This is a genomic window from Microbulbifer sp. JSM ZJ756 (genome assembly GCF_044383805.1).
Taxonomy (GTDB): Bacteria; Pseudomonadota; Gammaproteobacteria; order Pseudomonadales; family Cellvibrionaceae; genus Microbulbifer; species Microbulbifer zhoushanensis.
Window position 1 is genome coordinate 64,958 of record NZ_JBISER010000007.1, and the last position, 23,259, is coordinate 88,216.

Below are 23,259 nucleotides of genomic sequence, written 5' to 3' on the forward strand. Positions count from 1 at the left end.
CCGTCAGCCTTTGGTTGCGCGTTGCTCAGCCGCCTGTGCGCGCCCCATGGTGAGCAGGTTGAGGAACTTCACCCCGGCCATCTGCAGGCTGTCGACGATTTCATTGGTCTTGTTTTGCAGCATGGAGTAGGCCAGCAACAGGGGGATCGCGGAAATCAGGCCAAAGGCCGTGGTGTTCATGGCCACGGAGATACTGGATGACAGCATCGAGGCCTTCTCGGACGGGTCCGCATTGGCTACCGCGGTAAAGGCGGCGATCAGGCCCATGATGGTGCCCAGCAGGCCCAGCAGGGTGGCGATGTTGGCCAGGGTGGCCAGGTAATTGGTGCGTTTTTCCAGGCGCGGTACCGCCTCGAGGATGCCCTCCTCGATTGCCAGGGCAATATTCTCATCGCGCTTTGCGTACTGCAGGGTGCCGATACCGGCGGCGGCAATCCGGCCCATGGCCGCCTTGTTGTCACGGGCCACCTGCAGCACGCCGTTGTAGTTACGCTGCTGCAGCAGCGGCAGCACCTGGAGATAGGCCTTGCGGTTGGCACTGCGGGCCAGTGACAGGAAGATCCAGCGCTCGATCACCATGATCAGGCCGATCACCAGTACCAGCGCGATGGGGTACATGAAGGGGCCGCCATTCTGGAAAAAACGCAAAAGCGCCTGAGTGAATTCCATGTTGTTCTCCGGGGTTTTCGGTGGATAGCTGGGGCGCACAGTCGCGCCCTGCAATTTTTAAAAAGTATTCCTGGCCACAGTTGCCTGCGATCCTGCCGGCCTATTCCGGCGACGAGTCGCTGTTGTCCTGGCCCGAGTTTTCCATTTCGCGCTGCAGCTCGGAGTATTCCTGGTGCTCGAATACATCGTCGATGGTCTGCGGCAGGCCGCCGTCAATTTTCTGCAGGCTGTCGGCCTGTTTCCACGGGATGATGTACAGCACCTTGGGTTGCTCCTGGCTGCCGATAATCGTCGATTCCAGTTCAATCGGCTCTTCGGCCTGTGCCGCCCCTGCCAGCGCGTTTAGCGCAAGCAGTGTGGTTGCCAGGTAGAGCCTGGTGCGTTGTGGTTGCGGTGATGTCATAGTCGGCGCTCCAGGTCGACGATCCAGCCGGCCAGCTGCCGGTCCGGTTCCTGTTCCGGGTCCCGCAACTGATGCAATTCCTGCGCCCGCCGGTAATGTTGCAGTGCTTCCTGCGGACGCTGCAGGTACAGGTCGTAGAGAATGCCCAGGTTGCGGTGGGCGGCGGCGAAGTCCGGCCAGCGTTCCAGCGCCCCGCGATAGTGTTGCTCTGCCGCGTCGAACTGTCCCCGGTCACGCAGTAGTGCCCCGAGCGTGTTCCAGGCAAATACATTGTCATCGTTGGCGGCAATGGCACTGCGCAGGCTCTGCTCGGCCTCGGTGTACTTTTCCAGGTGGCGCTGGACGATGCCCAGGTTGAGCCACAGCCCGGACAATTCCGGCCACTCTGCGGTAAGGCCCAGTAGCCGTTTCTCGGCCGCAGCGGCATCGCCGCTCTCCAGCAGCTCCCGCGCCTGTGCCATACCGCTGCGGGCCGCGCCCGGCACGGATACCCGGGAGGCCAGGTAGGGATTGGGGCTGGCGGCAGTGCCCGGCGCCGTGGCGCTGCCTGTTGCCCCGGGATCACCGCCCGCGCGCGGGCCGGTCTGGCTACAGGCAGCCAGCCACACCAGGGTGAGCACCACGGCTGCGCGGGTCACGACACGCGCGACGCTGTCATCAGTGCAGGGCATCGCTCCACTCCGCGGTTTGTTCCGGTTTCTGGTAGCGCGCCGGCAGCAGTTTTGCCAGCGAGCGGAAGCTGCGACGCACCCAGTCGTCATACATTCCGTCGGCGGTGCGCTGGATATTGGCTTCGTGCAATTCGATGGCCTTTTCCTCAAACGGGAATGCCTGCTCTTCCAGCAGGATGTCGTACTGTTCCAGCTCCAGCGGGGATAGCCCCGGTGGTCGCTCGGAATCCATCAGGTCGCCGCTCAGGGTGCGGTAGACCTCCGCCAGGCGGAAGTTGGCCTGGGTGGAGAACTCGGCCACGCCCAGGTCGAGCACCTCGCGATAGTCCGCGACGGTGGTTTCCAGCGCGCGTTTCTTGCTGGCCAGGCTGGCCTTGAGTGGCAGTGCCAGCGGGATGCCGGCAAAAGCCTGGTAACTCTGTTCAGCCAGTTCGCTGCGGGCATAGGCTGCCAGGTAGCGGGCCCGCTCACTCCGCGGCTGCGCCTGGCCAAGGCGTTGCAGCCAGCGATTGCGGGCGCGGCTATCGCCGGCCTCGCCGGTCAGCAGTACCAGCTGGTACTGCGCCTCCAGCTGCTGTTCGCGGGGCTCCTGCCACTGTTCGCTGTACTGCTGGAAGGCCGCGATGGCGCGATCGGTTTCACCCGCCTCGCGGAAACCCTCGGCGGCCAGGAACAGCGACTGGCGACGCACCTGCGGGTCCGCGTCCGACTGCGCCAGCCTGAGCAGCTCGGCCGACGCGGCGCCCGGCATCTGCAGGGCCTGGTAGATCACCACCGCCTTGGCAGTGAGGGTGGGGGTCAGGGCGTGGGCGGGGTAGTGACTGCGGAAATCCGCCAGTTCGGTGGCTGCGCGTTGCCACTGCTCAAGGGTCACCAGCTGGTTGATGGCATCGTACTGTGCGGTGGCGGCAATGTCGGTGCGCCCGCTGTCGCGGACCCGCAGCAGGTGAGTGATTGCCAGCTCGCTGTCTCCCTGCGCCAGGGCGGCCTCGGCCTGGCGGTAGATGGCGGCCTGCATTTTCTGCCGGGCAGTAGCCGCAATGGAATCACCTGCCGCAGGGACGCCTGCCGCAGCACCCGCCAGCACGCGGGCGTAGGCCTGTTCCGCGGCCGGGTAATCCCGTTGCTCGAAATAGCTGTGGCCCAGCAGCAGGTTGAGGTTGCGGCGCTGCTGCAGGTCCGGTGGCGGCTGCCACCCGGCTGCGCGCTCGGCAGCAACGATCACTTCGGCGTAACGGCGTTGCTGGAACAGCTTGTCGGCAGCATCGAGCAATACCGGCAGCGCGCGCGGGTCGCGCGGCCAGGTGTCGACAAAGTACTGCCCGGCCTCGATGGCACGATCCCGCCACAGGGTCGCCTGCTCGCCACGCTGTCCGCCTGCGTTTGCCTGGGTGGCAGTCTCCCGGTAAACCGCCTCGGCGTTCAGGATCGCGGAATAGCCCGCTTCGGTGGCCTGCTCGTGATCCGGGTATGTCGAGGCCACGTTCCGGTATGCGCGCCAGGCCCCGGCACGGTCGCCGGCCTGTTCCAGGCACTCCGCCAGCAGGAATGCCATTGCCGGCGTCTCACTGTCCTGCGGGAATGTCTCGGTGTACTCGCGGTACATGGCTGCGGCGGCGAGATAGGCCTGGCGTGCCCGGGTGGCCAGCTGGCGCCGTTCGCGCGGGCTGCCGGGCTGCTCTTGCTGCAGGGCCTGGGCGCGGGCGTGGTCGAAACGTGCTAGCTCCGCCAGCCAGGGCCGCAGCCAGGCGCCCAGTTGTTCACGCTGGGTGTCGTCGGCCGCCTGCCAGTAATCGCTGTGGATGCCATAGCGCCGCACGAATTCGCGCTTGGCCGGCATCACCTCGGCGTCCAGCCCGGCCTGTTGCAGGGTTTCGATGGCGCGCAGGTGCAACGCCGGCGCCTCGGCGCTGCCGGGATAGTTTTCGACGAAGGCCAGGTAACTGTCGGCGCCCTCACGGAAACGCTCTTTCTCCCGGTACCAGTCCCCCAGCGCACGATAGATGCGGTGCTGGTAGGGACGCGCCCCGCGGTCCGGGTTGTAGGGCTCGATGGCGCCGGCGCCGCCCTGGTAACTGAATCCCAGCGCCAGCCCGCGCAGGCTGTCATCGGCCAGGCGGCGGTCGCCGCTGTCCAGTTCATCCAGCGGTGCGCGGCTGTGCAGGGTGTCGAGCAGGCCCAGGAAGGTGCGCGTCGAAGCCGGGTAGTCGGATGCCTTGAATTGCGACCAGCCGAGCATATAGCGGGCATTATCGGTAAACGGTGATTCGCCCTGGGCCAGCACGGCGTCGAAATCCCGTGCCGCGTCCCGGTAGCGGCGGTCGTTGAAGGCGGCCTCGCCGCGGCGGAACAGCACTTCGGCAATGAATGGCGATTCCGGCCTCGCGCTGGCGATATTTTCCAGTGCCTGCAGTGCGGCGCCCTGGTTGCCGTCCAGTGCCTCGGCCCGTGCCAGGCGGTAATTGAGGTAGTCATCGCCGGGTTGTGCGGCGACCAGTGCGCGGTAGCGTTCGATGGCGGGCTGGAAGGACACCCGCTGCCCGGGGTTGTCAGCCTGCAGCTGCTCCAGCCGCTCCATTTCCAGGTCGGCCAGGCGCATCCTGATCTGCCGGCGCACGGCGGGATCCTGCTGGTCCACGAGCGCCTGCTCGTAGTTGCGCTGGAGTGTATCGATCTGTACCTGCGGAATCCGGATATCCGGTTCAGCAGGCAGGCCGGCACCGGGCAGGTCCGCGAGGGTGGCAACCTGTGGCTGGCTGCAGCCGGCCAGGGCCAGGCTGCACACTGCGGCGGCCAGCAGGTGACGGGGATGCTTCACGGTGCGCCCCCCGCCAGTTCCGAGGCCGGGGCTGCTTCCCGCCCGCCTGGTGCCTGTTCGTGGGTGGTGCCTTCCTGGAGGGCGGCGTCCTGCAGCCGGGCGATAGCCAGCCGGGTATGGGCACTGTATTGGCGCAGGCGCTGGTCGACCCGTGCCAGTTCAGCGCGCAGGTCGCGCCGGATGTCGGCTTCCAGCACCGCACTGGCGCGGTTGACCGCGCGCTGCTGGCTGCGCACCCGGGGCAGTGCAGACTGCACCCGCGCGCCCAGGCTGCTGAGCTGGGGAGCCCGCTCGGCAGTCTGCTGTAATTGCCGGCGATTGCCCGCCGCTTGTTCCAGCGCCACACCGACGCTGTCGAGCGCGCGCTGCTGCCGCCACAGGTTGTCGTGCCAGGCCTGCGCGGCCTGCCAGAGCAGCAGCCCGTGGGCGCGCGCCAGTACCTGCCGCTCCCGCTCACCGACTTTGCCCGACGCCTGCAGTTGCCGGTAGAGCTGCGCTGCCCGCTGTTGCAGGGCGAGCAGCTCCACCGCCGGATCGTCTTCCGTTGCGCCAGCCTGCATCAGTGCCAGGGCATCGCGCTCGCGTTCAATCTTTTCCAGGCCCGCGCGCAGTTGCCGGTACCTTTCGCGGGCCAGGTCCACCTGCTGGTCGAACTGGGCACTGCGGTAATCCGCCAGGATCGACTGGCGACGCTCACCGCGGGCACGCAGCAACTGCTGGAACAGCGGCAGGCGCGCCTGCCAGCGCTCCAGTACCCGCTGCAACTGGTGCAGGTCGCGCAATTCGGAAAGTCGCAGCTGGAACCGGTCGCTGTCCAGCAGCCGCTTCAGGTAGCGACGCTTGTCCGCCACCGGGCCGGGCACCTCGGCCGGCAACAGCCAGCCATAGCGCTGCGCCTCACCGGCGCCGGCGGCTGGTGCCAGCGCCAGGGTATCGAGCTGCTGTGCCAGGCGTGCAATGTCGTCCCGGGCCCGCTGGTATTGCTGTTGCGCATGGCGGTAACTTTGCAGCGCCGCCCGCGGGCGCGCCAGCTGTTCATAACTGTAGGGCAGTGCTACCAGCGCCTCCTGTACCTCGGGGGAGAGCGGGCTGCGCTGGATTAAAAAGTGCAGCGCGTCGTTGGCGGCGTTGTAGTCGCCGCCCTTGATGGCCGCCCACCCCAGCCCCAGCAGGGCGCGATCGGACCAGGGGGTGTGCAGGCGCACCCGGCGGAACTCCGTCATCGCTGCAGCGAAATCCTCTTGCAGGGTAAGGCTGTAGCCGGCGCCGGTATACGCCTTGTCCCGCAATACCAGTAATTGCTCCGCGGGTTCGTCGATCCCGTCCACGAGCGCCGCCGCCAGGCGATAGTGAGTGGTTGCTTCGGCCAGGCGCCCGCCCCGCGCCAGGGCCGCAGCCAGGTTCAGGTGGCCGAGGATGCGCTTTGCCGGCGGCAGGGCCTCCACCACCGGCCCGCGGCCGTCCAGCAAGGCTTCAGCGCGCGCCAGCTCACCGTTGCGCAGCGCCAGGTTGAGGCCCAGGTCGGTTGTGTCGGCGGCGCCGGACAGTTGCAGTTGGCGTGCGCTGCTGTCCCATTCCCGTCGCAGGTAATTGAGCTCGGCCAGCTTCATCCAGGCTACCGCGCGGTAGCGCTCGTTATCGGCACTGTCGACCTGCTGCAGTTGTTCGTTAAATAAAATTTCGGCGCGATCGTGTAGCCCGAATGCCAGTGCGATGCCGCCCTCGATCAGGGCCGCGTTGTCGCGGTGCGCATGCAGTTCACTCCGGTGTCCGGCCACCTGCAGGGTACTCAGGGCATCGAAATAATTGCCCTGGAAGTAATCGTAAAGGCCGGCGCCGTAGCGCATATCCTGGGCCTGCTGGTAAGGCCTGTCCTGCTGGCCGGCACCAACTCCATTGTCATCGCGATCCTGCGCCCACGGGCTGGCCCCGGCGCCGGAGAGGGCCGCAGCGAGGACAAGACGGGAGCAAAACACGCGGAACATCATGTTGGTTTACGGCGCGGGCCACTCCACCAGCTCAAACTCGGGCTGCTGGCGTTCGGCCGAGTCGGCGATGCGCAACTCGATCACCGCGGGCTCGTCGGTCTTTTCCAGCTCCAGTGTGGCGGCACGCTTGTACTCGCGCCCCTGCGGCCCGATGCCGGTAAAGAATGCGGTCACGGTATAAGTGCCGGATTTCAGGTTGCCCTTGAACAACGGCTGGATGCCGCCGCGGACCAGTGCATCCCGCTGGTGTTCGGTGTACAGGTGGCTCGCGCTCAGCTTGTTGTCGATATGCAGTTTTACCGCATCGAGCTGGAAGTAATGGCCCACGTCCATCGAGACGTAGAAGGCCACCTGGCTCTGTGCCGGATAGAGCAGGTCCTCCTCGAGGATCAGCAGGTCGCGATTGAGCTTGAGCACATTCTCTTTCAGGTCTTCCACGGCACCGGCGGAGTAAGCGTTATCGGCGGCCTGTGCCGGCACGCCGGTGGCGAAAACGAGGAGGAAAGCGAATTGCTGGATACAGCGGCGCATGGGAACAGCCTTTGTCATATTTTCTCTTGTAGGAGCGGCCGCTGGCCGCGAAAGCCGCTGCGGATCAGTCAATTGCAAGATCGCGGCCAGCGGCCGCTCCTACGATAGTCTCGATTGCCGTGAATTATCTCAGGGGATCATGTCGCGGGTGTGATGCGGTTGGCAATTCTCCCATGGCGACGAATACCCGAATTATTTTGGCTGTTGCAGGCCCCTGCTGAAGTACAGTTGCCGGTTACTGTCGATCACAATGGCCTCGAATTCCGGCAGTCGATCGATCAGTGCCAGCCCGCGCTTCTTGCCCAGCACAAAGACACTGGTGGACAGCGGATCTGTGTCGAAACCCCGGGGACCGATCACACTGACACTGATCAGCCGGTCACTATCTGTTTCCCCGGTCTCTGCCGGCAGTCCGGTCGTCGGGTCGAAAATATGGTGCACTCGTGATTCATCGTTATCGATGAAGAAACGCTCGTAATCCCCCGAAGTGGAGATGGCAGTATTCTCGAGCGGGATCACCGCGGCATTTTTCGATTTTTCCCGCGGGTGGCGGATGCCCACCAGCCAGGGTTTGCCGCGGCGGTCGCCGAGCATGCGCGCATCGCCACCGGCGCTGACACTGGCGTGATGCACACCGGCGCCGCGCAGTATGGCCACGGCGCGATCCACGGCATAACCCTTGGCGATACCGCCCAGGTCAATGCGTGTATCCGGGTGGGCAAACGCCAGCGTGCCCTGTTCCCGGTCGAGTTGCAGGTGGTGATAATCAATCGCCGGCAGCAGTTTCTCTGTGGTTTCAGTGTCGGCGCGGCGACCCGCGCGAAAGTTGTAGTGCTGGCCGAGCGATGCGTAGGTGATATCGAAGGCGCCGCCAGTCTGCTCGCTGTACCACAGGGACTTGTCGACCAGGTCTGCCAGCTCGTCGGTAATCGCCACCGCGCCTGTTGCTGCGGTGCGGTTGACCTGGGACAGCTCGCTGTTGTCGCGGTAGGGCGACAGCGCCGCGTCCAGTCGCCGGAATTCAGCCAGCACTGCCTTTTTTAAATCTTCCGCGCGGGCGCGGTCCTCGTGCCAGAGCTGCACGGTCACCTCGGTGCCCATGATGGCCTCACGGGCATAGTGCCACTCGGCCAGCGCCGGGGTTGCCAGCAGCAGTGCCAGGCAACCGGCGACAGTATTTCGATACCACTTGGTCATTGGATTTTTATCGGGGATTCCTGGTCACCGCTGCGCTGCGGCCGTTAAACAATGGGTGCGAAAGCGGTCATGCTGTCCATCAGGCTGGCATTGCCCAGGCCATGGTTCGGGAACAGGTTGGCGAAATTTCCCTGCTCACCGTGCAGGGCCATGTAATTCAGCACCACCGTTTCCACCAGCAGGTTGACGTTGTTGGCGGCCGGGCTGGAAGCCGTTTCCACGTCGCCCGAAGCGCGCATGTAGCCCAGCTGCTGGTGCAGCGCCTGGTCGGCGGCGTTGCCTCCCAGCAGCTGCGGCCGCCCGGCCGGGTTGTAGACCAGGAAAAACGAAGCGGCAGTCTGCTGGTTATCCCCGGTCCAGACCCCCTTGCCGCGCCCCTCGATGGAATCGTCGAGCATGCCGTTGCTGAATACCGATCCATCACTGAACACATAGATCATTACCGGCTTGCCCAGTCGCGCGGCGTATTCCAGGCAGGCGCCGATACAGCGGCCGGCGCGCAGGTCGCGGATCTCGCCGGTGGCGCGGTCGCCGGTGTGGTAGTCGTATCCGCCCATGGTGATGGTGCCGGCGCCGGCATAGCCGTTGATCACCAGCTTCATCGCCGCGGCGGTTTTCTGGAACTCGCGGTCGCCGCTCAGTTCGGCACTGGTAAAGATGCCTGCGGGACCGACAATATCCGGGTCCAGTTCCGGGTTGAGCGCGCCGGGGTCGCCGAACCGATCCGCCAGGTCGGCACTCTTCATATAACCGCAGCGCACCAGGTCCTTGATCACCGCGTCGGCGCTGACCCGGGTATTGACCCGCCCCAGTTTGGCGTCGGAGATACGATACATGGACTCCATCACCGCCACCGTATCCTCCTGGCTCAGCAGGCCCACCAGGTCGCCCACGTCCACCAGCCCGGTGACATCGGAGGCCCGGTCCACCTTGGTGGGACGCACCTCGGGGTTGATCATGGCGGCGGGGGCCATGGAGTTGCCCCCGGACTCGCTGGTGGAGGAACCGATCAGGCCCAGCAGGGATCCGTCGGCGCCGGCGCGGTTGATGCCGTACATGGGGTTGTGCGGGTTGTTGCCGGTATCATTTTCCGAGCGCGCCGGGATCACGGCGCCATTGACCGCCGCTGCGGTGCCGGCAGTAACCTTGTCAAGAATCCCGCGCAGCATGCCGCTGTCACTGTGGAAGGCCAGCCCCAGGTCGGTATTGGTAAAACTGTTGCCGGCGGCGTCGGTGATGGAGGGCACCATATCGCCGGGCAATCCCTGCTTGCCGTAGCCGGCGGTGCTGAGGAAATCCATCTGGCCACCGCGCTGGCCCACCAGCACATTGGAGCCGGCGATATTGGCCCCACCGGCGAGGTCGAAGCAGATAAACGGAATCTTGCCGGCCCCGGTGGCGCTCACACCGCACTGCTGGCGCAGCGCCTCCAGGTCGGATGACAGTGCGGCCTGCGCCGCTTGCGGATTGGCGAACAGGCTGAATACCGAGCCGCCCATCAGGGTGGCGAGGCCGGCACGAAAACCCTGGCCGAGAAAGTCCCGCCGCGATACCGGCCGGTGGTGGTCCGGGTGCCGCAGGGGTTCGTCGAGGTCGAAATGCTTTTTCTTGCTCATGGTCTCTGTCCGGGCTGGGGCGGCATGCCGGCCCACCGGAATGCCTTGGGAGTTTCAGTTCACCTGCGCGGCCGGGGCCGCGGTCCAGTACTTGATAGCTGTCAGTGGATCAGTGTCATCGCGCTGCCCATGGCGGCGGCACAGACTGCCTTGACGGTGGTCTCGGTGCGGTTGGCCGCGCAGCTGCTGCCGCAGGCGGTCATGGTGCCGATCAGGCTGTCCAGTTCGCCTTCCACCGCAGCCAGGTCCGGCGCAGTGGACAATTGCGAGGTTGTGCCGTCGTGCCAGTTCATCTGGTGGCCGAGCAGGTTTTCCACCAGCGGGTCGATGACCTGCGCGCGCTTACTGGCGCTGTCGAAGGCGGAGCTGGCCGGGGCACTGAAGTCGAAGCCGGCAAAATAGTTGTTGCGCGCGCTGGCGTCGTCCACCAGCACACTGCAGTATTTCACCGCCAGCTGGGTAATGCCCATCTGCTGGGCCGCCAGGAAACCGCGTATATCACTTTCCACCGGCAGCTGGCGTTTGACCTTTTCCCAGGTCTCGGCAACCTGCGGATGGCTACTGGCAATGCCGGTGGCACGGGACAGGTTGGCCAGTATCTGCTCGAAGCGGCGCAGGCCGATCCGCGGCTGCGGATCCAGGTCGGCCGGTTGCGCCGGCGGCGCCGGGGTTGGCTCGACCCGGGCGAAGGTGGCATCGCCGAGGCGCTCGAAGGTCAGGAAAAACTCATCGGATTCCGGGCCCTTGTCCACCGAAATGATCGACCCCAGGCGCGACAGCAGCTGTCCTTCCCCGGGCGTGTAATCCGTGGCGTTGATCGTGGTCGAAAGGTTGGCCCAGGCCTGCCCCACTTCCGACTCGCGCCCGTTGATACCGATGCGCATGCCCTCGAGCGGAAATCCGGTGGGTTCAATGCTGTTGTCCAGGCTGATGAACTTGGGGGCACTGAACAGGTAGCCGTAATTGTCGAACAGCTGTACCTCGAACATTACATAGCCCTGCGGCACACCGGTGTGCTCTTCCACCTTGAACAGCAGGAAGTATTTTTCGCCCACACCGGCGCTGTAGTTGGTGGCGATGTCCTCCGCCGACAGGGCGCGGGAATGGACCGCCAGCAGTCGCACGGAGCCCTGCCACTGGTTGTCATTGGAGACCTCGCTGCCCACCGCCAGGGCAAAGGTGTCATCCCAGGTGCCCAGCAGCGCCGGGTCGGTGGGATCCATATCGCCGGTATATTCCCCGTTGACGTAAAGCTTGCGTCCCTCGAGTGGGTCGTAGGTGGCCACCACATGCTGCAGGGTGGCCTGGACCCGCTCGGCCATGTCGTCGGTAACCAGTGCCGGCATGCCATCGGCGTCGGTGGTGTCGCCGCGATTCTGGAAGGTGTAGTTATACATCGCCTGGCCGAGGGTGAAATTGCGGATATTGTTGCCGCCGGAATAGGTGACGATCCGCGCCGGTCCCTCCTGGGATACATTGGCCGGTGCGACCCAGGCTTCGATGGAGTACTCGCCAGTGGCGGTCAGGGTATCGAACAGCTTGCGGCTGGTAGCCGTGGCTCCCTGTGCCTTGCCGCCCTTCATCTGCAGTCCCCAGGAGCCCAGCCACTCCACATCTCCGGACAGGGTCAGGTCGATGGCCGGGTCCACGCCGGAGGTGTCATAGGCGGTAGTGCCGCTGCCGGTCTTGAATTCATACAGGGCGATGGCGTTGTTCTCGATGCGCCCACCGCTGCTGGCGACAATGCCATCGGTCATGCGCAGGGCCTTGCTGATCACCCAGTCGGGATCCACGGCACTGAGCGGGATGCTGTCGGCAAAGGCCTGGATGGCCGCGGTCATCTCATCCTCGTTCGCGGCGCAGTCATCCCAGCAATTGTGGAATTCCTGCCCCAGGCGCACCGAGAAGCGCGAGTTGGCCGAGGTGTCCAGGTTCATGCGTGTCTTCGCCGCCTCGTAGGCCTGCTCCACGTCGACACTGGCAAAATAGGGCTGCTGTGCCGTGGCCGCATCCTCACTGTGGCAGCCCGCGCAATAGGTGCGCAGCAGTGGATAGACGGTGCTGCCGAAACTGCCGCTGGACGCCGGGAAGCTCTTGCTCTGGCCGGGCTCGCGCTCTACCGGCGCGGTGAGCTGCACGGTATTGACCAGGCTGCCGCTCTCCCGGGCCCATTCCTCGATATAGTTGGTGATGATCTCGGCGCAGGCACTGGCGCTGTCGAGCCAGCAGTTATGCCCGCTGCCCACCTTGGTCACCAGTCGCGATTCCGCCGGGCGGGCCAGGTCGACCAGGTCCCGTCCCTCATCGTAGGCGGTATTGATATTGTCGCCGCGCACAAACCGCGGGCTCTGGCCGCCCTCGACATGACAGCTGCCGCAGCGATCCTCGCCGGCCAGGTTGTCCCAGATAAAGCGCTTGTACTGCTGCACATCCTCGTCCCGCGGGGCCGGGCCGGAATAGGTTACGCCGCCACCGGTATTGCCACTGGTATCCGGGAGCTGCTCGGTGTCCTGCCCACTGCCACCACTACAGCCCGCCAGGGCGGCCGCCATGGCCAGGCTGGTCAGCAGGGCGGTGCGGGGCGCGGCGAAAATCCTCTGGTTTGTCATGGCCATGTCCTATTCCCCCGCGCAGTAAATCGCCGAATCGGCGTATACCTGCTTGAGGCGATACCCCCCGCCCACAAAGCTCTCGGTAATGGTATCCACCGCAGCGCGGTCGCTGCTGTCCTCCGGCGCGCGCAGGCACACCTGGCGGAATACCTTGGTCACCTGGCAGCGGGCGAAGGCATCGCTGCTGGCCAGTTCCTCACCCAGCGACTTGGCACCATTGCCGCCGCCAGGCAGGGCCGCGTCCCAGCCCAGGTGCTGGTTGGGTCCCTGGCGCCAGTAGTTGTCCCAGCGATCGTCGGGGACGATAAAGCCGTGGGGGAAGTTGGCGCTGTTGATCTGGTTCTTGGCCTTGACCCGGCTGCCGGTGGCCGGGTCGGTCTCGCCGGCGACGTTGTAATCCAGCCGGCCATTCTCGCCGGTGGGATCGCTGTCCGGGTCGTAGGCGTAGTCGTAATAGGCAAATGCCTGGGCCATGGGATCCATGCCGCTATGACAACCAACGCAATTGTTCTGGAAGACACGACTGTCGCCGCCGGGGCTGCGGCTCACATCCTGGCGAATACGGTCCGGTGGGCGGGTGGTGTCCTGTACCTGCTCCAGGTCGCGGCACAGGTGGTTGAGCAGGGTGTAGCGGAACATGGCGCGGTTGGTGCCGGCATAGAAAAACGCCTTGGCGCCGGCGCGAGTGGTCATTACCCCGGCGGTGGCTGCCGCCGGCAGGCCGGTTACCGAGGACTGACTGCGTTGCACCAGGCTGTCCCGGAGGGAATAGCCTCCGCTCTCCAGGGCCTCGTAGTGATTGTTGTTGCTGTTGCTGTAACCGGGTAGGCCGAGCCCGCTGTCACCGGTGTAAATGATATTGCCGGACAGTACCTGGCGGAAATCCAGGTCGTCGCGCACGATCCCGATCACCGTTGCGGTGTAGTCGTTCAATGGTGCGAATACATCGCGGTCGCGATTGGTCCAGGGAGTGGCAATGTTTTTCAGCGTGATATTGTAAAAGGCGTTGTTTTCCATCGCCGTATAGGCGGCGGCTTCCGGGTTGCCATCGCCGATATCCCGGGCCATATCCAGTAAGACAGTTTCAGTGGGCTTGATACCAGTCAGGCGGCTGTGCATCTGCAGGGCCTGTTCCTGTGGCGCAGCCAGGGCCATTGCCGAGCAAAGTGCACTGCCCAGTGCGATACCGGTAGCCAGTTGCCGTCGCACGCGGGTTGGTTTCATATCCATTGAAAAGGGAGCCAGCTGAGAGTTTGAGACCTGCGATGGTAAGAGCTGGCTACCGATTTGCCAGCGCCACTGCCGAGAAGTGGGTTGCAGTTGGCATTTTCAGCGTGATTGCCTTGAGTGTTGTCATGGTGGCGGAGAGAATTCCATGGGCCGCAGTCTAGGTTAATGGAATTTATTGGGGTTGGCGTAAGTGAATATTACAGCGAGATTAATTTGCACTTTGCCAGTCCTGTGCCTGCTGCACGCCTGTAGTGGTGGCAGCGGGAATGGCGGCTCGAGCACCGGCGGTGACCAGGCCGAAGACCCGGTAGTCGTAGATTTTCCAGTAGCGTTTGTGCGCAGGCAGCTGGGTTTCGAGGACGACGGTGCACTCAGAGAAGACAATATTTATCGCCCGGACAATTTTAATCCCGGGGCGGAGCTGGTAATCAAGGATCGCGCCACGCCCAGTGCGCCGGAACGGGCGCTGACGGCCGGTTTGTTTGAGGGCGAGTACGACGTCAAGGACCTGAATGTCTCGCCCGATGGTGAAACCCTGGTGTTCGCCATGCGCGCCCCGGAGATCGAGGATGCCGATGACGATGAACAGCCCACCTGGAATATCTGGGTCTACGAGCGTGATTCCGACACCCTGCGCCGGGTTATCGACTCCGACCTGATTGCCGAGCAGGGGGAGGATATTGGCCCCGCCTTCCTGCCCGACGGCCGTATCGTATTCACTTCCACACGCCAGCGTCGCTCGCGGGCGTTGCTGCTGGACGATAACAAACCGCAGTTTTCATCACTGGCAGAAGACCTGCAACAGGAGGCCTTCGTCCTGCATGTCATGGAAGGGGACGGCTCCGATATCCGGCAGATTTCCTACAACCAGAGCCACGACCTGCACCCGACGGTGCTGGACGATGGCCGGGTGCTGTTCAATCGCTGGGACAATATGGCCGGGGTGGACAATCTCTCCCTCTATACCGTCGATCCCGATGGCACCGGCCTGGCCTTTCACTACGGTTACCACAGCCAGCAGACCGGCACCGGTGAAAGCGAGGCAGCGTTCGTACGGCCTCGGGAACTGTCTGACGGCCGCCTGCTGGTGACCCTGCGCGGCCCCGAGGGAATTACTTTTGGCGGTGACCTGGTGGCCATCGACAGCATCGAATACACCGAGGCCTACACGCCGCCGGTGGAGGGCAGTGATGCACCGCGGGAGCTGGTGGGCCAGGCCTCCATTTCCGTGGACGAGGTCATTACTGACGGCACCCTCTCCCCCCATGGGCTGTTTGCGTCCGCCTGGCCGTTTTACGACGGTACCAGTCGCCTGCTGGTGAGCTGGAGTGAGTGCCGGGTGCTGGAACCGGAGACCGAGCTGCCGCGGCCCTGTACCGACGAGTGGCTGGCAATCCCCGATATTATGCCGGCAGACCCGCTTTACGGGCTGTGGATCTATGACTATGCAGAGGGCACCCAGCAGCCGATCGTGGTGGCCGAAGAGGGTCAGATGATCAGCGAGGGTGTCACCCTGGAGCCGCGCACAGTGCCGGAGTATATCCCGGAGCTGATTCCGGCCACCGAGCTGGACCGGGAACTGGTGGACGAGGGTGCGGGTGTGCTGGATATCCGCAGCGTCTACGATTTTGATGGCGAGGATATCGCCGGAATCCCGCCGCTGGCAGATCCCGCAGAGACCACCGCTGCCGAGCGACCGGCCCGGTACCTGCGGGTGATCAAGGGGGTGGGTATCCCGGATGACAGTGTGCTCGATTTCGATGCTTCCGCATTCGGTCGCAGCCGCGCCCAGGGCATGCGCGAAATCCTCGGTTATACGCCGATCCAGCCGGACGGCTCGGTGCGGGTCAAACTGCCGGCGGATATGCCGCTGGCGATCGGCGTGGTGGATGCCAACGGTCGTCGCATTGCCGGGCGCCATCGCAGCTGGCTGCAGCTGCGCGCCGGTGAGGTGCGCCAGTGTAACGGTTGCCACACCGGCGACAGCGAGGTACCCCACGGGCGCCCGGACAAGAACCCGGATCCCGCCTGGGGCGGTGCCGCCACCTCCGGAATCCCTTTCCCCAATACCGAGCCCGCGCTGGTGGCGGAAATGGGCGAGACCATGGCGCAGCTGCTGGCGCGCATCGCCGGTGAGGCAGAGCTCGGGGGCGATATCGCTTTCGCGGACCTGTGGACCGACCCCGCCGTCCGCGCCAAGGACCCCAGCACCACTATCCCCTATGCCGACCTGGCCACCGCGCAGCCGGTGAGCCCCACCTGTCGCGACAGCTGGGCGCCCGGCTGCCGCAGCGTGATCCACTACCCGCTGCATATCCAGCCGCTGTGGGAACGGGAGCGCCCGGTTACTGATGGCGCGGGCAATGTAGTGGCCGACAACCGCTGCCTGCAGTGCCATACCAGCCGTGACGCCAATGGCATGGCCCGGGTACCCGCCGCGCAACTGGACCTGGCCTCACAGGCTTCACCCTTTAATGCCGACTGGATGACTTCATACGTGGAGCTGTCATTCGATAATCCCACCCAGGAACTGGTGGACGGTGCATTGCAGGAAGTGCTGGTGCAGGACCGGGACGACGATGGCAACCTGCTGTACGAGACCGATGAGGACGGCAACCTGGTGCTGGACGAGAACGGCAACCCGATCCCGGTGATGGTGGTGGTGGAAATCGAGCGTATCGTCGGTAATTCTGCCAACGGCAGTCGCTTCTTCGATGTGTTTGCAGCCGGCGCCAGCCACGCGGGCTACCTGGAGCCGGCGGAACTGCGGTTGATCTCTGAATGGATTGATATCGGTGCGCAGTATTACAACAACCCGTTCGAAGCGCCGGTGAACTGAATCATGGACAGTCCGTTGTATCATCCGGATTTCCTCGCTCGCCGGCTGCTCCTGGCCCTGGTGTGCACACTGCTGCCGGCGATCGGTTATGCCAGTGGCGCACCCACTGCACCGCCGGCTGACGCGGAGCAGGTATTTGTCGAGTCCCCCTACGTAAACATCTACACCGGCCCCGGGCGCGGCTACCCGATCTTTCATGTGGCCGAGCACGGCGAGCCCCTGTGGCTGCTGAAGCGTCGCACCGACTGGGTGAAAGTGGCGACCCGCAAAAATATCCGTGGCTGGACGCGTATCGCCGACCTGGCCGAGATCCGTGATGCCGGGGGCGAGCCCGTGCGAATCCCGCTGCCGGATTACAGCGACTACCGCTCGCAACGCTTTAACCTCGGCTTTACCTACGGCGATTTCGAGGGCGCCAATGCCATGGGGGTGAGCCTGGGCTACCGCTTTACCGCCAACCTTTCCGGCGAGCTGCGGGCCACCCAGGCAGTGGGAGAATTTTCCGACAGCCAGACTTACCAGGTGGCAGTGTTGCACCAACCGTTTCCGCAGTGGCGGGTGTCGCCCTACTTCATGCTCGGCACCGGAATCAATATTACCTCCCCCAACGCCACCATTGTCGCCACGGAAGACCGGCAGGATACGGCAATGCTGACCGGCTTTGGTTTGCGCACACACCTGTCGCGGCAGTTTGCCCTGCGCGCGGAAGTAGCCAATCACTACCTGCTCACCTCGCGGGAGAGCAACCAGGAGATTTACGAATGGAAACTGGGCTTCGACGTCTTTCTGTAATCGCGGCCGCATACCTGGCAGCGCTGGTCGCGGGACCGGCCAGTGCACAGCAGGATACGACGGTACTGGATGATATCGTCTCGCCCGGCCTTGAGCGGCGTGAGATTCGCGAGGCGGATATCGACAGTGAGAATTTTGAGGTCACCGCATTCCTCGGCGGCATTATGAACGTGGAGGATTTCGGCTCCAACGCGGTTTACGGCGGCGCGCTCGCATACCATATCAGCGAGGACTTCTTTATGGAGGCCGGCTACGGCCAGACCGAGCTGGGGGAATCCAGTTTTGAGCGCCTGAGCGGTGCCGCGCCGCTGCTGACCGATGAAGAGCGGGAACTCAGTTACTACAACCTGTCACTGGCCTGGAACCTGTTCCCGGGTGAATACTTTGCTTTCGACGACTGGGCCCTGAACGGCGGTTTCTACCTGATTGGCGGCATTGGCAATACCAGTTTCGCCGACGAGGACCACTTTACCTATAACATCGGTGCCGGTATCCGTGTACTGCCCACCGACTGGCTGTCGCTGCGGCTGGACGTGCGCGACCATATTTTTGAGCACGAGCTGTTTGGCGAGGCCCAGGTGACCAACAACCTCTCCGCCCAGCTGGGCCTGTCGGTATATTTCTGAGCGGCCGGCTGTACCAGGACTTTTTGAGTTCACCACCATCCAGACAACAACGTCCAGAAAACCATAACCAGATAACAACAGGGAACCATCATGTTTCGTTTTCTAGCCACCATAACCCTGGCACTGACTGCATCCTTGGCCGGCGCCAACGCCCCCTCGCCGGACTTTACCCTGGCCTCCAACAGCGGCGACAACCTGCGCCTGGCTGAGCAACGCGGCGAGGTGATCATGCTCAATTTCTGGGCTTCCTGGTGCGGTCCCTGTCGCCAGGAGATGCCATTGCTGGATGACCTGCATGCACGCTACAGCGCCGCGGGTTTCCAGGTCTGGGGCGTCAATGTAGATGCCCAGCGCAGTGACGCAGAGCAGATGCTGGCGAAGATCCCGGTTGATTTCCCCATCCTGTTCGACAGCGGCAGCGATGTAAGCAAGAAGTTCGGTATCGATGCCATGCCCAGTAGTGTATTCATTGATCGCAGCGGCAAGGTGCGCCACATCCATCGCGGCTATCGCGAGGGCGACGAGGCGGCCTACAAGAAAATCATCAAGGAACTGATCCGGGAGTAACCCATGTTTTCCACCCTGCGTCGCCTGGCGTTACTCGGCACCGGCATGGCGCTGCTCAGCGGCTGTTCTGTCAGTCCCTGGGTGGCCCCCTACGAGCGGCATTACCTGGCCGACCCGATCATGGCGTTCGAAATGGACCCGGTGGCTGCCGGTTATATGAATCATGTGTACGAGGCCCGCGAAGCGGCCCGGGGTGCGGAAGGGGGGAGTGGCGGTGGCTGCGGCTGCAACTAAAAATTCGCTTCAGGGCTGCTGCGCTCCACATTTCGGCACCCGGCGGTGCTCGCGTCATTCAGGTACGTTCGGTGGACTGCTGGCAATCCTGCTGGCTTTTCCTGTAATTGCGCTTGCCGCGGTACTCCCCGAGGAGCGCGCCGATACCATGTACCACTCTTACAGTGGCGGCGGGGTGACGATCGACGGGCCGTCGATACTGGTGCGGAAAAATGTGGGCAACTCGGTATCCCTGTCGGCCAACTATTACGTCGATATGATCTCCGGCGCCTCCATCGACGTGGAGGCGACCGCCAGTCCCTACTCGGAACAGCGGGATGAATATTCCCTGGGCGCCGACTACCTGGTGGACAAGACCACGGTCAGCATTGGTTATACCAACAGCTCGGAGAACGATTACCAGGCGGAGACAGTAGCCTTTGGTATCAGCCAGGCATTCTTCGGCGAGCTGAGCACCCTGGATATGCGGGTAAGCTTTGGCAACGACGATGTTTTCCGCAATGGTGACCCGGACTTCGCCGCCGATGCACAGCACCGGCGTTACGCGGTCAACTGGAACCAGATCCTGACCACTAAACTGATTGCCGAGCTGAGTGTGGAAACGGTCGCGGACGAGGGTTTCCTGAACAACCCCTATCGCACAGTACGCTACGCCGATCCCGCCTCGGCCCTGGGATTCAGTTACCAGCCGGAGATCTACCCGACCACCCGCAACAGTGATGCAGTGGCACTGCGGGCAAAGTATCGCCTGCCCTACCGGGCTGCCATACGGGCCGAATACCGGCGTTATGCGGACAGCTGGGGTGTCGAGGCTGACAATATCGAGTTTCGCTATACTCACCCCCTGAGGGAGCAGGATGAATGGATCCTCGAGGGAAAGCTGCGCTTTTACCAGCAGGACGCTGCAGATTTTTACAGTGACCTCTTTCCCTACCGCGATGCCACAAATTTCCGTGCGCGGGACAAGGAGCTGAGTAATTTCTCCGATATCTCCATCGGTATCGGCGTCGCCTACGTGCTGCCTGAACGCTGGTCCCTGTTCGACCGCAAAAACACCATCAACTTCTACTGGGACCATATCCTGTTTGAGTACGATGATTTCCGCGATGTCACCGTGCACAACCCGGAAAACACTATTGCCCCGGGGGAGGAACCCGGCTACAGCTTTGGGGCCAATGTGATCCGGCTGTTCTGGTCGGTAAGGCTGTAATTGCCGTCCACCGGGTTGCCTGATCGTGCTAACCTCGGCCTGATTAAAATAATAAACAGGCTGAGGTTTCCGGAATGGCAATGAACATCACTTCCTATTTTTCCGAAGTGCTTAACGCTCCCCTGGCCAATCCCCAGTGGTCCTGGGGCAGTGAAAATACCACCAACGTATTCCTGCGCACCTGGACCCCGGAGAAGGTGGCCGACAACAAGGTCTTTGTTGTCGACCTGGCTGCAGATGACCCGCGCCTGGGGCAAGCCGAGCGCATCCGCCAGGTCGAAAGTATCCGGGCGGGCAAGCGGGGCTTTATTGTCATGTTGACGCCGCTGGACCCGGATGCAGAAAGCTATCGTATCGGGGCCTACGATGAGGTCGTCTACCCGATCATTTCACTGGAGCAGGAGGAGGAGCTGGTCTTTGCCATTATCGGCGAGGGTATCAGTGTGGCCGCTGCCAATGGATTTGATGCAGAGGCAGAATTGCAAAAACTCGCGGACTCCCCCGCCGCCGCGCAGGTACAGAAAGCCGTCAATCTGCGCTGGAACCTGATCGCGGTCAATGGCGATATCGTAGTATTTGAGAGTCCCCGCAACCGGCAAAAGATGTACGTGAATGCGGTAACCGGGGAGTACTGGCGCTAGCCCGTGGCCGATGGGCCAGCGCACATCTTTAAGCAGGAGGCACAAGCCAGGGAGGCAAGGTGAAAACAGAAAAGCGGGTACTGGTGCCCATTGCCGATGGCAGTGAGGAGATCGAGGCGGTCACGGTGATCGATGTGCTGCGCCGTGCCGGCGCGAACGTCACTGTCGCCTCGGTCATGGCGTCACAAACCATCACCGCATCCCGTGGTGTGGTGATAACGGCGGATTGCCTGCTGGCTGATTGTGAGCGGGCCTGGGACCTGATTGTCCTGCCCGGCGGTATGCCGGGCGCGGAACACCTGGCCGGCTGTGCAGCGCTGGTGGAGATGGCCAGGGAGCAGTTGGCCGCTGGCCACTGGCTGGGGGCAATCTGCGCGGCGCCGGTAGTCGTGCTTGGCCGGCACGGGATGCTGGACCAGCGGATTGCTACCTGTCACGAGGGATTTCGGCAAGAGCTTGGCGAGCAGGCTCTTGCCGCCAGAGGTGAACCGGTTGTCTGTGATCGCAACCTGGTCACCAGCCAGGCGCCGGGAACGGCCATGGCATTTGCACTCACCCTGGTGGAATGCCTCTATGGCGAAAAGCAGCGCCAGTCAGTAGCCGCACCGATGGCAGTCACTAGTAGCTGAAAGCGCGGTACATCCTTGTACCGCTAAACCTCGGGCTCTGCGTCCTTTCTTGGGAGGTCGATTTCATTTTCCCGGTTGGCCGGCCATTCACAATAGCCCCTTGGGGCTATTTGGCAGCTGTCATGATTACACGTCATGACATGCCGGTATATTTACAGCAGCCCCTGCGTGATGCACTTGGTAATCAGTTGCCCCACATTTTTGCAGGCGGATTTTTTCATGATGTTCTTGCGGTGGTTCTTGACCGTATCCACCGCGATATACAACCTGGCCGCTATCTCCCGGCTGGTCATTCCCTGGGATAGCAGGCGGATCACTTCCATCTCCCGGTCGGTAAACAGTGGCTGTGAAGCCGCCGGCACGGGGGCCTCATTTTCGATCTCAATATTCAGGAAGGAGGGCTCCCCCAGCATGCCGATCACCGACAGCCGGTGATTACTTTCGCTACTCAGGTGACTGATATTGGTGTGGATATTCAGGCTCTTGCTCAGGCGGTTATTTTCATCCTCTGTGAGCATGATTGCCTGGTGATTGAACAGCTGGTAAGAACCATCGGCTGTACGGAAGCGAAAGCAGTATGAAATCTTGTACAGCTTGCGTTTCTCCGGTGGGATCCGCTCGTAGACGATTTCGATCGCCCGTTGCTCGGCGCGGGAAACAAAACCCATGTCGTCCGGGTGCACACAATCGAGGATATCCTGGAAAGTGACCGTTTCCGGCTGGAGCCCGTGGATAGCGGTGATCGATGGGCTGACATAATCCAGGTGAAAGGTCTTGAAATCGACCACGTAAAAATAAAATGGTCCACTGCTGAATACGGAGGACACCAGGTTATCCAGGTCGTACCTCTCAAGTCCCACATGGGTGTCGCTCAAATGCTGGCGGGAGGATTCCCAAACGGCTTTCAGTAGCTGCGTATCCGGCTTCATCCACTGCTCTTTCTGTTGTTGGTTTTCTCAGCGGCCACAGTCGGGAAGGTTCCGGCGCGTTGTCCACAGTGTGGATACAGGCGATTGTGATCCCTGCCGCCCTGGCCCGAAGCTGGTGCAGGAAGCGATTCCTGCGTTACTGGTTCTCAAAATCTGTGTGATTTATATCACATAATTAAATATTTTCTACTGTTGAAAGCGGACATCGCAGCATTTCTGGCCGTAAAAGGGGCTGGGACAGGAAAGTCAGGCAGTGATCTCGTGCGCCTCATGCGGCTGCATCCCCTTGTTGTATCTGGACGGCTCAGGCTCCCAGCAGCTCCAGGCTCCGGCGATCCCGCTCGCCGCCATAGTATCGCTCCAGCACCCGCCCAAAGGGGCTGTTCGCTCCCGCCACCTGTTCAAACAGTGTCATCGATGACTTCAGCTTCATGTCATCGGGGCTGCCAAGGATCTCGTGTGCTGAAAGTCCCTCCAGCTGCAGTAGCTGTTCGCAGCACTCCCGGAGGCGTGTGCCCAGTACCGGGTGCTGCAGGTAAGCGCGGGCCTCGTCCAGGCTGCCGATGGCATAGCGCTGTGCCATGGGGCTGTGGCCCAGGCCCTCGACCTGGGGGAATACAAACCACATCCAGTGGCTGCGCTTGTTGCCGGCCTTTAGTTCCGCGAGTACCGACTCGTAACAGGGGGCCTGGGCGTTCACAAAGCGCTCGAGGTCGAACGGATCACTCATTTTCTCTGGTTCCGACATGTAATGGCTTAATTTGGGGCTATTTTAGTCCCGGCCAGCGGCCGGTTTGTGGACCATCGGTCATCTTTCGCTGCACCAGTTTGGACCGTCCGATCGCGCAAAATCCCTGTTGCCGCGCATTTAATCCGGGATATCCTGTTTGTGCCCTCCCTGAATTGATGTACTCGTCAAACCCGGCAGTATTCAATCGCAGCGAAGAAGCGTTGTCGCGCCCCGAATCAGACCCGGAACACTGCCCCGGGAATGATGTGGTAGCCGGGCGACAGCAGCAAAGCTGGCCAGTGACGTGCCAGTAACCGCGATAAAGAT

The 23,259-nt window shown here is 62.8% G+C and carries 20 protein-coding genes; 8 read left to right on the forward strand and 12 right to left on the reverse strand.

Annotated features, from left to right (window positions below; all coding sequences use genetic code 11):
* Nucleotides 1-3: 3 nt before the first annotated feature.
* The 10 genes from ACH6CX_RS12355 to ACH6CX_RS12400 form a co-directional block, all read right to left on the reverse strand.
* The gene (locus tag ACH6CX_RS12355) at nucleotides 4-669 is read right to left on the reverse strand and encodes a MotA/TolQ/ExbB proton channel family protein (protein ID WP_396675487.1); all 666 of its coding nucleotides are present in this window, start codon (nucleotides 667-669) and stop codon (nucleotides 4-6) included.
* Nucleotides 670-769: 100 nt separating this feature from the next.
* Nucleotides 770-1,072, reverse strand: coding sequence for a hypothetical protein (locus tag ACH6CX_RS12360; RefSeq protein WP_396675488.1), 303 nt, complete (start codon nucleotides 1,070-1,072; stop codon nucleotides 770-772).
* Complete coding sequence (locus ACH6CX_RS12365; RefSeq protein ID WP_232940037.1) at nucleotides 1,069-1,743, reverse strand: tetratricopeptide repeat protein; 675 nt, start codon at nucleotides 1,741-1,743, stop codon at nucleotides 1,069-1,071. Before ACH6CX_RS12365 ends, ACH6CX_RS12360 begins: the two co-directional genes overlap by 4 nt.
* On the reverse strand, nucleotides 1,730-4,561 hold the full coding sequence (locus ACH6CX_RS12370; RefSeq protein ID WP_396675489.1) for a tetratricopeptide repeat protein: 2,832 nt from the start codon (nucleotides 4,559-4,561) through the stop codon (nucleotides 1,730-1,732). Before ACH6CX_RS12370 ends, ACH6CX_RS12365 begins: the two co-directional genes overlap by 14 nt.
* Entirely contained in the window at nucleotides 4,558-6,537 is a 1,980-nt protein-coding gene (locus tag ACH6CX_RS12375; protein WP_396675490.1) for a hypothetical protein, read from the reverse strand. Before ACH6CX_RS12375 ends, ACH6CX_RS12370 begins: the two co-directional genes overlap by 4 nt.
* 18 nt (nucleotides 6,538-6,555) lie before the next feature.
* Nucleotides 6,556-7,098, reverse strand: a complete 543-nt coding sequence (locus ACH6CX_RS12380) for an AraC family transcriptional regulator (RefSeq protein WP_232940031.1) — start codon at nucleotides 7,096-7,098, stop codon at nucleotides 6,556-6,558.
* A 174-nt stretch (nucleotides 7,099-7,272) separates the two neighbouring features.
* Nucleotides 7,273-8,277, reverse strand: a complete 1,005-nt coding sequence (locus ACH6CX_RS12385) for an FAD:protein FMN transferase (protein WP_232940030.1) — start codon at nucleotides 8,275-8,277, stop codon at nucleotides 7,273-7,275.
* Nucleotides 8,278-8,321: 44 nt separating this feature from the next.
* Nucleotides 8,322-9,893, reverse strand: a complete 1,572-nt coding sequence (locus tag ACH6CX_RS12390; protein WP_232940029.1) for a general secretion pathway protein GspF — start codon at nucleotides 9,891-9,893, stop codon at nucleotides 8,322-8,324.
* A gap of 101 nt (nucleotides 9,894-9,994) precedes the next feature.
* The gene (locus tag ACH6CX_RS12395; RefSeq protein WP_396675491.1) at nucleotides 9,995-12,502 is read right to left on the reverse strand and encodes a LamG domain-containing protein; all 2,508 of its coding nucleotides are present in this window, start codon (nucleotides 12,500-12,502) and stop codon (nucleotides 9,995-9,997) included.
* 9 nt (nucleotides 12,503-12,511) lie between these two features.
* Nucleotides 12,512-13,729, reverse strand: coding sequence for a hypothetical protein (locus ACH6CX_RS12400; protein ID WP_396675492.1), 1,218 nt, complete (start codon nucleotides 13,727-13,729; stop codon nucleotides 12,512-12,514).
* A 226-nt stretch (nucleotides 13,730-13,955) separates the two neighbouring features.
* Between ACH6CX_RS12400 and ACH6CX_RS12405 the strand changes: the two genes are divergently transcribed.
* The 8 genes from ACH6CX_RS12405 to ACH6CX_RS12440 all read left to right on the forward strand — a co-directional run bounded on the left by ACH6CX_RS12405 (nucleotide 13,956) and on the right by ACH6CX_RS12440 (nucleotide 21,273).
* Nucleotides 13,956-16,574, forward strand: coding sequence for a hypothetical protein (locus ACH6CX_RS12405; RefSeq protein ID WP_396675493.1), 2,619 nt, complete (start codon nucleotides 13,956-13,958; stop codon nucleotides 16,572-16,574).
* Nucleotides 16,575-16,577: 3 nt separating this feature from the next.
* On the forward strand, nucleotides 16,578-17,366 hold the full coding sequence (locus ACH6CX_RS12410; protein ID WP_396675494.1) for an outer membrane beta-barrel protein: 789 nt from the start codon (nucleotides 16,578-16,580) through the stop codon (nucleotides 17,364-17,366).
* Nucleotides 17,336-17,992: an outer membrane beta-barrel domain-containing protein gene (locus tag ACH6CX_RS12415; RefSeq protein WP_396675495.1), complete on the forward strand. Its 657-nt coding sequence runs from the start codon at nucleotides 17,336-17,338 to the stop codon at nucleotides 17,990-17,992. Before ACH6CX_RS12410 ends, ACH6CX_RS12415 begins: the two co-directional genes overlap by 31 nt.
* A gap of 90 nt (nucleotides 17,993-18,082) precedes the next feature.
* A complete protein-coding gene (locus ACH6CX_RS12420) occupies nucleotides 18,083-18,559 on the forward strand; it encodes a TlpA disulfide reductase family protein (protein WP_232940023.1) in 477 nt (158 codons plus the stop codon).
* A 3-nt stretch (nucleotides 18,560-18,562) separates the two neighbouring features.
* On the forward strand, nucleotides 18,563-18,793 hold the full coding sequence (locus ACH6CX_RS12425) for a DUF4266 domain-containing protein (protein WP_232940021.1): 231 nt from the start codon (nucleotides 18,563-18,565) through the stop codon (nucleotides 18,791-18,793).
* Nucleotides 18,794-18,941: 148 nt separating this feature from the next.
* Nucleotides 18,942-20,003, forward strand: coding sequence for a DUF3570 domain-containing protein (locus ACH6CX_RS12430; protein ID WP_232940019.1), 1,062 nt, complete (start codon nucleotides 18,942-18,944; stop codon nucleotides 20,001-20,003).
* An 80-nt stretch (nucleotides 20,004-20,083) separates the two neighbouring features.
* The gene (locus ACH6CX_RS12435) at nucleotides 20,084-20,644 is read left to right on the forward strand and encodes a hypothetical protein (protein ID WP_232940017.1); all 561 of its coding nucleotides are present in this window, start codon (nucleotides 20,084-20,086) and stop codon (nucleotides 20,642-20,644) included.
* A 59-nt stretch (nucleotides 20,645-20,703) separates the two neighbouring features.
* Complete coding sequence (locus ACH6CX_RS12440; RefSeq protein ID WP_237062029.1) at nucleotides 20,704-21,273, forward strand: DJ-1 family glyoxalase III; 570 nt, start codon at nucleotides 20,704-20,706, stop codon at nucleotides 21,271-21,273.
* A gap of 152 nt (nucleotides 21,274-21,425) precedes the next feature.
* Here the strand turns inward: ACH6CX_RS12440 and ACH6CX_RS12445 are convergent, their stop codons facing one another.
* A complete protein-coding gene (locus ACH6CX_RS12445; RefSeq protein ID WP_232940013.1) occupies nucleotides 21,426-22,202 on the reverse strand; it encodes a LuxR C-terminal-related transcriptional regulator in 777 nt (258 codons plus the stop codon).
* A gap of 304 nt (nucleotides 22,203-22,506) precedes the next feature.
* Nucleotides 22,507-22,932: a DUF1810 domain-containing protein gene (locus ACH6CX_RS12450; protein ID WP_232940011.1), complete on the reverse strand. Its 426-nt coding sequence runs from the start codon at nucleotides 22,930-22,932 to the stop codon at nucleotides 22,507-22,509.
* Between the last annotated feature and the right edge of the window lie 327 nt (nucleotides 22,933-23,259).

Bases quoted from the DNA above. Each gene is read 5' to 3' on its own strand.
- ACH6CX_RS12395 (WP_396675491.1), bottom strand. From the start codon at position 12,502: ATGACAAACCAGAGGATTTTCGCCGCGCCCCGCACCGCCCTGCTGACC.
- ACH6CX_RS12430 (WP_232940019.1), top strand. From the start codon at position 18,942: ATGTACCACTCTTACAGTGGCGGCGGGGTGACGATCGACGGGCCGTCG.
- ACH6CX_RS12360 (WP_396675488.1), bottom strand. From the start codon at position 1,072: ATGACATCACCGCAACCACAACGCACCAGGCTCTACCTGGCAACCACA.
- ACH6CX_RS12355 (WP_396675487.1), bottom strand. From the start codon at position 669: ATGGAATTCACTCAGGCGCTTTTGCGTTTTTTCCAGAATGGCGGCCCC.
- ACH6CX_RS12420 (WP_232940023.1), top strand. From the start codon at position 18,083: ATGTTTCGTTTTCTAGCCACCATAACCCTGGCACTGACTGCATCCTTG.
- ACH6CX_RS12450 (WP_232940011.1), bottom strand. From the start codon at position 22,932: ATGAGTGATCCGTTCGACCTCGAGCGCTTTGTGAACGCCCAGGCCCCC.
- ACH6CX_RS12365 (WP_232940037.1), bottom strand. From the start codon at position 1,743: ATGCCCTGCACTGATGACAGCGTCGCGCGTGTCGTGACCCGCGCAGCC.
- ACH6CX_RS12445 (WP_232940013.1), bottom strand. From the start codon at position 22,202: ATGAAGCCGGATACGCAGCTACTGAAAGCCGTTTGGGAATCCTCCCGC.
- ACH6CX_RS12380 (WP_232940031.1), bottom strand. From the start codon at position 7,098: ATGACAAAGGCTGTTCCCATGCGCCGCTGTATCCAGCAATTCGCTTTC.
- ACH6CX_RS12435 (WP_232940017.1), top strand. From the start codon at position 20,084: ATGAACATCACTTCCTATTTTTCCGAAGTGCTTAACGCTCCCCTGGCC.
- ACH6CX_RS12390 (WP_232940029.1), bottom strand. From the start codon at position 9,893: ATGAGCAAGAAAAAGCATTTCGACCTCGACGAACCCCTGCGGCACCCG.
- ACH6CX_RS12385 (WP_232940030.1), bottom strand. From the start codon at position 8,277: ATGACCAAGTGGTATCGAAATACTGTCGCCGGTTGCCTGGCACTGCTG.
- ACH6CX_RS12400 (WP_396675492.1), bottom strand. From the start codon at position 13,729: ATGAAACCAACCCGCGTGCGACGGCAACTGGCTACCGGTATCGCACTG.
- ACH6CX_RS12410 (WP_396675494.1), top strand. From the start codon at position 16,578: ATGGACAGTCCGTTGTATCATCCGGATTTCCTCGCTCGCCGGCTGCTC.
- ACH6CX_RS12415 (WP_396675495.1), top strand. From the start codon at position 17,336: ATGGAAACTGGGCTTCGACGTCTTTCTGTAATCGCGGCCGCATACCTG.
- ACH6CX_RS12425 (WP_232940021.1), top strand. From the start codon at position 18,563: ATGTTTTCCACCCTGCGTCGCCTGGCGTTACTCGGCACCGGCATGGCG.